The organism is Neorhizobium petrolearium (assembly GCF_017873175.1).
In the GTDB taxonomy this organism is placed as follows: Bacteria; Pseudomonadota; Alphaproteobacteria; order Rhizobiales; family Rhizobiaceae; genus Neorhizobium; species Neorhizobium petrolearium.
In genome coordinates this window covers 1-12144 of the sequence record NZ_JAGGJW010000006.1, presented here as the reverse complement: position 1 = coordinate 12144, position 12144 = coordinate 1, and the positions used below count along the sequence as shown (strand labels likewise).

Sequence of the window (12144 nt, the reverse complement as noted above, 5' to 3'; positions counted from 1 at the left end):
CGCATCACTTCCATTGATTCATGTCACATTGACACTGAAAGGTGGCATCAAGCTTACGTTATTTGGTCCACCACCAAACTCAAAAAACTCGCACTGGCTTGGCTGATGTGATGCAAGCCATTGAAATGATCCCGGAGACCACGTGGGCCATAAACAATCTTAACCTGCAGCTGAGCGGTTTGTCATCTGTCGACGGCAAACCGGTCGCCGCACCTTTCGACGGCAGCATGCTGTCGTCCAACCGTGGCGCTCTGGCTTTGGCGGCGGCGGTTGCCACCGCGAAGGGGCAAGCCCACTCGGTCTTTCCGGGGGCTTTGAACATTCCCCCGGAAGGAGGGGAAGCCGAAAGCTCGTCCTCGGCGGCGAACAGGGCCGTCAGGTGGCACGAAGCGGAAGCGGCATCTTCACGGATCCGCATGCAGACTGCGGGCCGAACAACGCCTGTTAATCCGGGGCCAAACCTCGTCCTCGTCCTCGTCGCAGGCTTTCCGCTGTTGGCTCATCCGTTTGATTGTGCCGACTGGATCGTCGCCCAATTCCATCACCTCAGCTTTCCAACGCTGGCATACATGCCGGTGGTCCTGAATTCGGTTGGCGTGATGGCATAGACGCGGCGGAACACCTTGGCGAAGTAGTTGGCATCCTGAAAGCCGCACATCATCGAGACCTCCTTCACCGGGAGGAAATCTCCCTTGGTGAGCAGTTTTGCGGCCCGCTGCAGGCGCTGCTGCACGACATATTCGGCCGGCGGCACTCCCTCGCTTTCGGAAAAGCTGCGAGAAAAATGCGCGCGACTTAGGCCGACGATGGCAGCCAAATCACGCACCGGAAGAGGCTTTTCCAGATTGGCATTGATGTAGTCGATCACCGGCTGCATGAAACTTTGCTCAGCGACAAAGGCGGGCGAGCCGAAAACATCGTCGTAAAGGGCCATCGCCGCTTCGTAAGCGATAGCGGATGCGGCTCCCGGTGTCGGAGTTGCGCCCTCAATCAATCGAAGACTGCAATCGGCAAGATGATCGATCGTGGCCGGCTGAAGCCGCAGAACCGGACCGGCCAAGGCCAGAACCATCTTGTGGATGCGCAGCGCCTCTTCGCCATTCATCGAGATCCAGAAATACTCCCAGCGGTCGCCTTTCTCCAGCCAATATCGATGGTTGTGCGGGACCAGCACCAGAAGCGTGTCGCCATCCTGCAGCCTGTAACTCCTGCTCTGGTAGCGCAGCCTGCCCGTGCCGCTAATCGTGTGCTGGAGTACGGTGAAGGGCGTCTGGCCGCGCCTGCGCCCGTCCCAGTCATAGATTTCATTCTCCCTGACCTCATAGCCGGTGCTGGTGGGCATGACATGCAGGCGTTGGCGCCCGCGCGGCAGCGACACCGTTCGCATCGTCTGTCCGTTGGCAATCAAATTCGACAGCACAAAATTACCCTCGAAAGCATAATCCTTCTCTGGTCGGCACCTGTTTTATCCGCATAATCTTGCGTCGGGAAGAGGAAAAGGTCACGGGCCACGACACGGCCTGGAGGAGAGATGCCCGTAAATTCGGCACTTTTCGACGACATGCGCTGTCATCCAGCCTGTCCTCCTTCATCTGACCTCTTTCCGGCATGGGATGTAATCGAGGTGGAGGCTCATGAGTTTCAAAATCGCTATCATCGGAGCAGGCAGCGTTGGCTTCACCAAAAAGCTGTTCACGGACATCCTCTGCGTGCCGGAATTTCAGGACGCAGAATTTGCCCTGACCGACATCAGCGAACACAATCTTGAGATGATCAAGGCTATCCTCGACAAGGTCGTTGTCTCCAACCGGCTGCCGACTAAAGTCACTGCAACGACGGACCGGCGACGGGCCTTGGAGGGCGCACGCTATGTCATCAGTTGTGTTCGGGTGGGCGGCCTGGAAGCCTATGCGGAAGACATTCGCATTCCCCTGAAATACGGCGTCGACCAGTGCGTGGGCGATACAATCTGCGCCGGCGGCATTCTTTACGGCCAGCGCAATATCCCGGTCATCCTGGATTTCTGCAAGGACATTCGCGAGGTCGCCGAAAACGGAGCCAGATTCCTGAACTACGCCAATCCGATGGCGATGAATACCTGGGCCGCTATCGAATATGGCAAGGTCGAAACCATCGGACTTTGCCATGGAGTTCAGCATGGTGCCGAACAGATCGCCGAAGTTCTGTGCGCGAAATCGCTGAAGGAACTCGACTATGTCTGCGCCGGCATCAACCACCAGACATGGTTTATCGACCTGCGGCTCGACGGCCGCAGAATCGGCAAAGACGAACTGATTTCCGCCTTCGAAGCGCACCCCGTCTATTCGCAGCAGGAGAAGCTTCGGATCGACGTGCTGAAGCGCTTCGGCATCTACTCGACGGAAAGCAATGGCCATCTTTCCGAATACCTGCCCTGGTATCGCAAGCGCCCCGAGGACATCGTCAGATGGATCGACATGTCCAACTGGATTCACGGAGAGACCGGCGGCTATCTGCGCCATTCGACCGAAACCCGCAACTGGTTCGAAACGGAGTTTCCCAGCTTCCTCGCATCCGCCGAAAAGCCGATCGATCCGACCAAACGCTCCAATGAGCACGCGAGCCACATCATCGAGGCGCTGGAGACCGGCCGGGTCTACCGTGGCCATTTCAACGTCAAGAACAACGGTGTGATCACCAATTTACCAGACGACGCGATTATCGAGTCGCCAGGCTTCGTCGATCGCTTCGGCATCAACATGGTCTCCGGGATCACCCTGCCGGAAGCCTGCGCGGCAACATGCACGTCTTCCATCAATGTACAACGCATGTCGGTGCATGCGGCCATCAATGGCGATATCGAACTTTTGAAACTCGCTGTCCTGCATGACCCGCTGGTCGGCGCGGTCTGCACACCGGAGGAGGTGTGGCAGATGGTAGACGAGATGGTGGTCGCTGAAGCCCGTTGGCTGCCGCAATATGCCGATGCCGTACCTGCCGCCAAGGAACGGCTTGCTCGCCCTACCGTGAAGACCAGCGACTGGGCTGGTGCTGCTCGCCGCAGCGTGCGTTCCATCGATGAACTGTGCACCGAAAAGGAGATACTGAAGCAGGCCGTGTGAAATGCTGACGTGGGCATGGGCTGAGATGGAGCTTTGGGAGGAAGTCCATCACGCGGAGGCTTGGCCACGATCGTACGGAGAAGATGGAGCAGCCACCGGCGCTCCGGCAAAAGAGGGAGAGACGATGAGCAGTTTGCGAAACATCGGCATTCTGGCCGGCTTAGCATTAGGTGTTTCAGCCATGGCGATGGGCGCGCATGCGTCCGAATGTCAATCGGCGCGGAATGTTGACCCCTTATCGGCGTCCAATCTTCCGCGCCGGAACACACGCTGCCCGAACAAGGTTCGCTACGAGATGCTGACGCGGCTCGGCTATTTCGTCACAGAAAGTTCGGAACATTTCGCGGAATACACCCCCTATTTCATCAAGGAGGGACGCGACGACCTCATTGAAAGGTTCGACATACCGCTCGATGAATATCCGAAACGCTGCATAGAGCAGATAGAGCGCTGGAAAGATCAGGCCGCGGCCTATCGCAGCGCCGATAAAATCGAGGTCAACCCTTCGAAAGAATATGCTTCCTCGATCATCAACTCCGTCTGGACCGGCGAACCCTCGGTGATCTACGGCAATGTGCGCAACAACGGCTGTATTCCCTCCCTACCGGCAAACTGCGCGGCGGAAGTTCCCTGTCTTGTCGACGCCTCCGGCATCCAGCCGACCTATGTCGGTGAACTACCGCCGCAGCTAACGGCACTGATGCGCACCAATATCAGCGTGCAGGAACTGACGGTGCAAGCGCTGATGACGCAAAATCGCGAGCACATCTATCATGCGGCGATGATGGATCCCCATACAGCGGCCGAACTCGATCTCGACCAGATCTGGTCCCTGGTCGACGATCTTCTGGCCGCCCATGGCGACTGGCTGCCGGATTGGGTTCGCACCAGCCATGAAGCCGGCGTAGCATGACCCGACCGGGGGCGCGTGGGTCGGATCACTACCCGTCTCAGGTTTGGAGTGTACCTTTGGTTGGCTGAGGCTGCCGGAATTCCCCTAGAGTAGCCAGCCGAACCTTCCGGCAGTCGCTTTTCGACGTGGAACATCGCTCGGACCGCTATCCGATCCGGCTACCTTCATTGTTAAACAGATGAATGTGCTGGACCGGGAAAGACACTTTGATTTCCCCGCCGGTTGCCAATGCTTGTCGGTCCAGCGTGAACACCTTCACCGGCATTCCGTGCAACGTCAGATGCACGATGATGCCAAAGCCAGTCGGCTCCACCAGCTCGACCTCGGCCGATATCCCACCGCTATCGGTCGTGATCGTTAGGTGCTCGGGTCGAATGCCAAGCGTCAGGTCACTTCCTTCCTGAACGGCGACAGGCGGGCTGTCGGCAACGCGGCTTCCATCCTTCAGTCTGAGCGCACCACCACGATAGGTTACGTCGAGAAAATTCATTCCAGGCGAGCCTATAAAACCGGCGACGAAAAGGTTCGCGGGGCGATCGTAAAGCTCCAGAGGGCTGCCTACCTGCTGCACCACACCGCCATGCATGGCCACGATGCGGTCCGCGAGCGTCATCGCCTCGATCTGATCATGGGTCACATAGATCGAGGTCGCCTTAAGGTCGGCATGCATCTTCTTGATTTCGGCGCGCATCTGCTCGCGCAGCCGGGCATCGAGGTTGGACAAGGGCTCATCGAACAGAAAGGCTTTCGGCTGGCGAACGATAGCGCGACCCATCGCGACGCGTTGGCGCTGCCCGCCAGAGAGCGCTTTCGGCCGCCGTTCGAGGAGTGGCTCCAGGCCGAGCTTTGCGGCAGCGCCGGCAACGGCCGCACCGATCTTCTCCTTCGTCGCCTTGCGCAGGCGCAGGCTGTAGCTCATGTTTCCCGCAACATTCATATGCGGATAAAGCGCGTAGGACTGGAACACCATGGCAATGTCCCTGTCCTTTGGATGCAGGTCGTTGACGCGGTTGCCGGCAATGCGGATCTCGCCCCTGCTGACGTCCTCCAACCCCGCGATCATTCTGAGCAGCGTCGACTTCCCGCAGCCCGACGGGCCTACCAGCACGACAAACTCCCCGTCGCGGATATCGAGGTCGATGCCATGCAGCACGGAGACATGGCCGTAGGACTTTTCGAGTTTTTCGATCTCAATGGATGCCATTTGACTACCCTTTGACCGCGCCGGCCGTCAGGCCCTGGACGAGGTAACGCTGAATGAGAAGGAAGAAGAGTGCGGCCGGGATGAGAGCCAGCACGCCGGCAGCCATCATCTGACCGAAGTCGACTGAGAACTTCGAAACGAAGGTCAGGAGCCCGACCGGGAAGGTGGCCGCGTTGTTGCCGTTGATCAGCATCAGCGCGAAAAGCAGTTCGCTCCAGGCGGCAGTGAAGACGAAACCGAGCGTCGCGGCAATGCCGGGCAGCGTAAGCGGCAGGATGATCTGCCGAAAGGCCGTAAACTTCGTCGCCCCGTCGATCATCGCCGCCTCCTCCAGTTCCTTCGGGATGCCGTCGAAGAAAGACTGCATCAGGAAGGTGGCAAAGGGCACGTTGAACGCGGTGTAGACCACCACCAGTCCTGTCAGGCTGTTGGTGAGGCCGAGCGGCGACAGAATCTTGAAGATCGGCGCGACCAGCATGACCAGCGGAAACATCTGGGTCAGCAACATCAGCGCGACGATCCAGTATTTCGCCCGAAAGCTGAAGCGGGAGAGCGCATAACCCGAAAGCGACGCGCAGCCCGTCACGAGCACGGCAGTCGATCCCGATACGATCAGGCTGTTCTTGAAGAAGGTCGGAAAGGCACTGTGCCGCAGCACAAAGGAATAATGGGCGAATGTCGCGCGCGAGGGCCACATCCGCACGCCCTCGGAATAGAGAAGATCGTTCGGCGTCACCGATACTTTCAGCAGCCAGAACAGCGGGAAAAGCGCAAGGACGATATAGCAGAGGATCGCGAGGCGATGCGCGACGATTAGCAGAAGGGATTGCTTCATGAGTTCAATCCTTGTTCAGCAAAGTCTGCCGCAGCAGGATGATGAACATCGAATAGGCGAGCAAAAGAACGAGCAGCACGAGCGCGATCGCCGATGCATAGCCGAAATCGAGCGCCTTGAAGGCCTGGGTGAAGATATAGCTTGCGACGATCTGGGTCCGATCGGCAGGCCCACCACCGGTCATCACGACGATCAGGTCCGCAAAATTGGAGATCCACACTGTGCGAAGCAATACGGTGATGGCGATCGTCGGCGCAAGGAACGGTAGGGTGATCGAACAGAACCGCTGGAACCAGTTGGCGCCGTCGATCGATGCGGCTTCATAAAGATCGCGTGGGATTGCCTGGAGGGCGGCAAGCAGGGTGATGGCGAAAAATGGAATGCCCCACCAGACATTCGCAACGATCGGCCCCCACATCGCATATTGCGGATCAGAAAGGATGTTGCCTGGTTGGGACATCACGCCGAGCCCGAAAAGCCAGTGCGGTATCGGTCCGATCACCGGATTGAAGAGCCAGGCCCAGTTCAGACCGGCGAGGAAGGAGGGAACCGCCCAGGGCAGGAAAACCAGCGCCTGGACGAGGCCCCGGCCCCAGAACGGCTTGTCCAGTAGCAGGGCGAGGATGAGCCCGAAGAAAAACTGCAGGAGGACGGAAGCGCCCGTCCACCAAAGCGTGTTCTTCAATGCCCCGTAAAAGGCCGCATCCTGGGAAAGGGCGCGGAAATGCTCGATGCCGATGAACCCTCCCGAGAAGGGATTGAGGAGTTGGATATCCCTGAAGGCGTAGGAGATGCCGATGACCAGCGGCACCAGCATGACCGCGACGATGAGGATCAACGACGGCGCGCTGTAGAGATAGGGCTCCGAGGCATCAGCCAAACGCGTCAACCATGGCTTTCGGACAGGAAGTCCCTTCGTGGTGCCGGCAGCAATCATCATGGGCAAGATTTCCCCTTCGCGGCTTTTCGCCGTCTTGATCTGGCGGAAGACCGGCCGTCGTTGACGCTGCCGGTCTCGCAGTTCGTCTCATTTCTTGAGGTGCTTCTGCTGCGCCTTGGTCAGATATTCTGCCCATTGATCAGCCAGCTGCTTTGGGGTGATGTCCCCTAAAAGCGCCTGCTGGGACGTCTTGATTGCGAGCGAATCCTTGAAGAAGGCGAATTCCTCGAGATAGGTCGGCATTACGGTCGGGACCGTGTTCGGATCGGCGAGTTCCTCGAACCAGCCCTTGAACTGATCACCGGCGTAAAATGGGTCCTTTTCCGCGGACGTATAGGCCGGCAGGGCGCCGATCTTCTTGTTCCATTCGAGATTGCCTTCCTTGCCTTCAAGCATTGCGATCAGCTTCCAGGACAAATCCTTGTTCTTGGTCGTCGAGAACATCGACCAGCCGGCATAGCCGATCGTCGGAAAGGATTTGCCGTCCGGCCCCTTCGGCAGCGGAATGACCCCGAAATCCTCCTTCTTCATGCGCTCGGCAATCGCAATCAGCGCGTCCGGATCCTGGTCAAGGAAAGCGCAGGTTCCGGAATAAAAGCCGGCGACCACTTCGTTGAAGCCCCAGTTGACGCTGTCCTTTGGCGCATAGCCTTGTCTGTAGAGATCGACCATCCACTCGATGCCCTTTGCCCAGCCTTCGCTGTTCATGGTCGAGCTGCCGTCCTCTTTGAAATATGTGTTGTCGCCGGCCATCGAGGCCGCGAAGATCATCCAGCCGTTCAGACCGCCCGGGCCGCCGCGCATGCAGTAGCCGTATTTGCCCGGCAGCTTGGAGACCGCTTCGGAGGCCTTGGTGAACTCGTCCATCGTCTTCGGCGGCGTTGTAACACCGGCATCGGAAAGCAGCTTCTTATTGTAGAACATGGCCCGCAGATAAAAGCCGTAGGGCAGCATATAGGCGGTCTTGTTGACATCGCGGCCGAGTTCGAGCGCCCTCGGCGTCAGCTCCTTGGTGTGCTCCCATTTTGCCAGATAGGGCTCGAGGCTTTCGAGCATGCCGTTGTTGGCGTAAAGCGACAGCCACGTATCCGGCATCTCCATCACGTCGGGCGTGTCGCCTGCCGATACCATGGTCGCGAACTTCTGGAAGGCTTCGTTCCAAGGCAGCGAGATGATCTCGACCTTGGCGTCCGGATTGGCGGCCTCGAACTTGCCGACGATCGATTTCAGCGTCTCGGTGCGTTCCGGGCTGGTGATCACCTCGACCAACTTAAGGGTTGTATCGGCCATCGCGCTGCCTGCCATCAACGTCGCGAACAGCGCAGTTGTTATGAGTGTTTTCATTGTCGTTCTCCCAGTTGTTATCGGTTGATGCTTTAGGAGGCGACGGCAATCGCCTCCTGAAGATCGCTCCACAGGGCCTCTGTTCCCTCGAGGCCGACATGGAGGCGCACGGACCGCGCATGGATGCCGAAGGCATGCGCGGAATTCGGCTGGGCCTTCTGCTGCAGCACCACTTCGCCCGGGACGATCAGGCTTTCGTGGCCGCCCCAGCTGACGCCGAGCTTGAAGAGCTTGAGATGGTCGGTGAAGGCGCGGATATCGACGCCCTCGCGGAAGATGAACGAGAACAGACCCGAGGTGCCGTTGAGACCCACCGGAAGGCAGTTCGCCAGACCCGGATGACACACCTGCCCCACTACGTCGAGTTCCTGAAGACGGCGGGCAATGGTGAGTGCCGCTGCCTCATGCGCCTTCATGCGAATCGGCAGCGTCCGAAGCCCGCGGATCAGGAGCCACGCATCGAAAGGCGAAAGCTTGCCACCCAGATAGGGATAGGCTTCGGCCTTTAGCCTGGCGATCATCTCCTTGGAACCTGCGACGACGCCCGCGACAACGTCGCTGTGCCCGCCGAGATATTTCGAAGCCGAATGAATGACGAGATCGACGCCGAGCGTGATCGGCCGCTGGAAGAACGGACTTGCCCAGCTGTTGTCGATCATCGAAACCACGCCGTGCTTCCTTGCGAGCTCGGCAAGCGAACCGACATTGTGAGCTTCCATCACCCAGCTTGTCGGGCTTTCCATGTAAAAGACCTTCGCGCCCGGCAGGGCCTTGGCAACCGCTTCCTCATCACGGCCATCGACGTAGGTCACCTCCACCTTCATTCGTTTGAGGATCGTGCCGAACAGCCGGAATGCATCGGGATAGACGTGTTTGACGGCAACGATCCGGTCGCCTGGCTCAACGAAGCTGAGTATAGCGGACGAGATCGCCGCCATGCCGCTTGCAAAACCGAGCGCATCTTCCGCACCCTCGAGCTTTGCAAGCATCTCCTCGAATGCGCGCACGGTCGGATTGAGCCCACGCGTATAGATCGGCCGCACTTTTTCGCCGCGATAGGCGGAGATCATGTCGTCGAAATTGGAGAAGGTGAAGAGCGATGTCTGAAAGATCGGGGGAACCACCGCCTCGGCGTAATTGCCGTCGTCGTGGGCGGTGATCAGCGAGGCGAACTCGAACTGTTCCAAGCCGTCATTCATTTGGACATTTCCTTGATATCTTCTTCGACGATCTTGAGGATTTTCAGCGTCTCGCTGCGTGCCGCTTCCGGGTCCTGTGCGGCAATCGCGTTAAACAGGGTCCGGTGGTAAGGAAAGGACCGGCGGGCGAAGTCGAAACGTTCGAACGGATGGCTCCAGAAACGCTCGAAGGTTTCGCGCATCTGTTCGAGCAACTGACGGAAGAGCGGATTGTGAGTGGCATCGTAGACAGCCAGATGAAACGCCAGATCCTCGGGCCCCGAAGCGCCTTTGGCGTGGTGGACCCGCTCCATTTCCTCAAGACGCGCCTCGATGATCTTAAGATCAGCAGAAGTCCGCATGCGCGCCGCGACCATGCCGGCCTCGCATTCAAGCCCCCTGCGCACCTGCAGTGTCTGCAACAGCGCATCGCGAAGATTGGCCGTATCGAGCGACAGCGGCATGTGGATCGTGCGCTTGGAGATCGGCTTCAGCAGATAATTGCCGCTTCCCTTTCGCGATTCGATGACCCCAAGCGCCTGGAACCGGCGCATCGCTTCGCGGATGGTCGAGCGTCCGACACCAAGCGCCGCCATCAGTTCCCGCTCGGCCGGCAACCGGTCGCCGGCCTTCAGATCAGCGCCCTCCACGTAATCGGCGAGCGCCTCGCCGACTTGGCGGGCCCGATCGACAGGCGGCAGCGCGGAGATCAACAGTTTACTCATGAGGCAAAAATTGGTCTGACATCTGAGCAATAAAATAGCTTGTTCCCCCACCTGTCAATGGCCGCACTCGATCGACAGCGCTCCCCCCGGTCGGACAAGCTGGAGGATGTTTTAGAGCCTCTGGAGAATTCCGATGGATGCTATCGTGCGGGGTGACGAGCCTAGCCGACGCTGAAAACCATGTCTTGATCCGCACATGGTCCGGCTGCGAAGGCTATGTCGAAGATGGTCTTCCGGTGATAGGGCCGTCCTCGACAAGGCCGGCCTCTTCCATGCCGTCAACTTTTCCGGTCACGGCTTCAGCCCCGGCGATGTTATCGCGGAGATCGTGGTAAGGGGCAGATCAGACTTCCCAATGGAGGACCTTCTTGTCGGTCGCTTCACCTCCGGCCGCCGAGACATGAGCACGCACAATCGTCAAGTCGGATATCTGCGCCAGATCAGCCGATGACGAACCATACCCCCCGCGTGAATGATGAATTGATAAAGGGGATATCTCTCATCCGATGACGACCTGCAGGACACCATGAAATTCACCCAGCATTATGGTCGATGACATCTGAACCCGACGCTACACCATCGGGCCTGCGTCTTTCAGCCCGACGCGGAACTGAAGACATGGTGGGCGTCTCATGCGATGTCGATGGATTTCGGTCCCCGCGATAACCGTTGTCGTCTCCTGCTTGTCAATTTCAAAGGGATATGCCTCTGTGAAAATCACCGCCTCATCCATAGCCTGTTCACCCAAATTCCGGCACCGCCCTACAATTCTCATGCTCCTCTGAATGAGGATCAAAAAGCAGGTCGACAGCAGTTCCCCACAGCGCCCGAGCGACAACGCGCGTTGAACCAGAGGCCATGTCCCGCCCGATTCGAAAAAATGACAATAAATATTAGTCGATTTGGTGCTGAGCCCCTTACAAAGCGACAAAGAAATTAAGGCAATCATCCGTCAATGAAGATCCATCGCCGATCTTTCAGGCGTGGAGAGCGGAACAAACGGTTCAAATTTCAATTTAATAGGATGGAGGAGCAGTAATGTGACGAGTTCTATCAAAAGAGTGTTCCGACCTCTACGATTTGATCGGGAGGGTAACGGGTGTATCTTTATAGGTTCAGTGGAAGATGCGATCGAATTTGTGGCTGATTCTTGGCCAGTTCGAGCTGGGGAAGCGTACGAAAATGCGCTTCAAGCCTGCATCGATGGGATCAACGATCGCATTTCGCCCAATGCTGTGAGACAGATTCTATACAGCTCGGCCACAGCAGCGGGCCTTCATGTCAGCGAGTGAATTCGAATCCAGAGTTGCATAGTCCGCAAATAACCTCTCAGGAAACCCGATCGTCGAAATAAGCGATCCGGTAGGCATTTTCGATGGCCCATCCGAACTGCCAGGCCTGCCTTTTTTCTTCCCAGTGATTGGTTTGATCGAAAGTCCCGAGCAGAGCCACTATTCTCAAAAAAGGGTTCTCTTCCCAACCAGCCCCCCGAGCACGAGCTTCTGCACCACGTTCCTGCAGTTCAACGATGACCTCGACACTCACCATGCAGGTGTCGTCTCCCAATCAGCGCGGTCGTTTCGGCTGTCTTGAGACTGACGCATGTTTCCGAGGCGCGATGATCATCTATAGCGGCTGATAAGCGGAAGTCTGACTGGGGGCTGCCGAAGCGTTTCAGCCAGACTTCCGACTGTTGCGATTTGGCGGTCCCAACAGCGCTCCGTATGTGGAATACTGCCGAAATTTCGTCCATGCGGGAAACGACGGCACCGATCGAATTGCGTCGCCAGTTCGGTAATTCGCTAACTTCTCCCGAATTCGTCGGTTATACGGATGATGTCGTCTTCTCCGAGATAGGAGCCGGTCTGGACCTCGATCATTTCGAGGATGATCTTGCCGGGGTT

Annotated in this window: 12 protein-coding genes and 1 pseudogene; 4 read left to right on the top strand and 9 right to left on the bottom strand. The window is 57.9% G+C overall.

Annotation, left to right across the window (positions count from 1 at the left end):
• Positions 1-98: 98 nt before the first annotated feature.
• On the top strand, positions 99-608 hold the full coding sequence (locus tag J2046_RS12465; protein ID WP_210052217.1) for a hypothetical protein: 510 nt from the start codon (positions 99-101) through the stop codon (positions 606-608).
• On the opposite strand, the gene J2046_RS12460 is transcribed toward J2046_RS12465, so the two are convergent.
• Entirely contained in the window at positions 542-1420 is an 879-nt protein-coding gene (locus J2046_RS12460) for an AraC family transcriptional regulator (protein WP_210052215.1), read from the bottom strand. The genes J2046_RS12465 and J2046_RS12460 overlap by 67 nt on opposite strands.
• Positions 1421-1634: 214 nt before the next feature.
• Here J2046_RS12460 and melA point away from each other — a divergent pair, with 214 nt between their 5' ends.
• Together melA and J2046_RS12450 are read left to right on the top strand one after the other, a co-directional pair.
• Positions 1635-3101 carry an alpha-glucosidase/alpha-galactosidase gene (gene melA, locus J2046_RS12455; RefSeq protein WP_210052213.1) on the top strand — a complete coding sequence of 489 codons (1467 nt, stop codon included), beginning with the start codon at positions 1635-1637 and terminating at the stop codon, positions 3099-3101.
• 253 nt (positions 3102-3354) lie between these two features.
• Positions 3355-4014 (top strand): annotated as a pseudogene (locus J2046_RS12450) (family 4 glycosyl hydrolase); the annotation flags it as partial.
• Positions 4015-4159: 145 nt separating this feature from the next.
• Here the strand turns inward: J2046_RS12450 and J2046_RS12445 are convergent.
• The 6 genes from J2046_RS12445 to J2046_RS12420 all read right to left on the bottom strand — a co-directional run bounded on the left by J2046_RS12445 (position 4160) and on the right by J2046_RS12420 (position 10240).
• The gene (locus tag J2046_RS12445) at positions 4160-5218 is read right to left on the bottom strand and encodes an ABC transporter ATP-binding protein (RefSeq protein ID WP_210052211.1); all 1059 of its coding nucleotides are present in this window, start codon (positions 5216-5218) and stop codon (positions 4160-4162) included.
• A 4-nt stretch (positions 5219-5222) separates the two neighbouring features.
• Entirely contained in the window at positions 5223-6053 is an 831-nt protein-coding gene (locus J2046_RS12440) for a carbohydrate ABC transporter permease (protein WP_210052209.1), read from the bottom strand.
• A gap of 4 nt (positions 6054-6057) precedes the next feature.
• Positions 6058-6993: a carbohydrate ABC transporter permease gene (locus tag J2046_RS12435; protein WP_210052207.1), complete on the bottom strand. Its 936-nt coding sequence runs from the start codon at positions 6991-6993 to the stop codon at positions 6058-6060.
• An 87-nt stretch (positions 6994-7080) separates the two neighbouring features.
• Positions 7081-8337 carry an ABC transporter substrate-binding protein gene (locus J2046_RS12430; protein WP_210052205.1) on the bottom strand — a complete coding sequence of 419 codons (1257 nt, stop codon included), beginning with the start codon at positions 8335-8337 and terminating at the stop codon, positions 7081-7083.
• 32 nt (positions 8338-8369) lie between these two features.
• Entirely contained in the window at positions 8370-9536 is a 1167-nt protein-coding gene (locus J2046_RS12425) for a PLP-dependent transferase (protein WP_210052202.1), read from the bottom strand.
• The gene (locus tag J2046_RS12420; protein WP_210052200.1) at positions 9533-10240 is read right to left on the bottom strand and encodes a FadR/GntR family transcriptional regulator; all 708 of its coding nucleotides are present in this window, start codon (positions 10238-10240) and stop codon (positions 9533-9535) included. The genes J2046_RS12425 and J2046_RS12420 overlap by 4 nt, the downstream gene beginning before the upstream one ends.
• Positions 10241-11223: 983 nt before the next feature.
• Here J2046_RS12420 and J2046_RS34315 point away from each other — a divergent pair.
• On the top strand, positions 11224-11532 hold the full coding sequence (locus tag J2046_RS34315; protein ID WP_411828492.1) for a DUF982 domain-containing protein: 309 nt from the start codon (positions 11224-11226) through the stop codon (positions 11530-11532).
• A gap of 37 nt (positions 11533-11569) precedes the next feature.
• Here the strand turns inward: J2046_RS34315 and J2046_RS12410 are convergent, their stop codons facing one another.
• Together J2046_RS12410 and J2046_RS12405 are read right to left on the bottom strand one after the other, a co-directional pair.
• Positions 11570-11788: a CrpP-related protein gene (locus J2046_RS12410; RefSeq protein WP_210052197.1), complete on the bottom strand. Its 219-nt coding sequence runs from the start codon at positions 11786-11788 to the stop codon at positions 11570-11572.
• Positions 11789-12042: 254 nt separating this feature from the next.
• Positions 12043-12144 (bottom strand): hypothetical protein (locus J2046_RS12405; protein ID WP_210052795.1); only part of this gene is annotated, 102 nt, incomplete at its 5' end.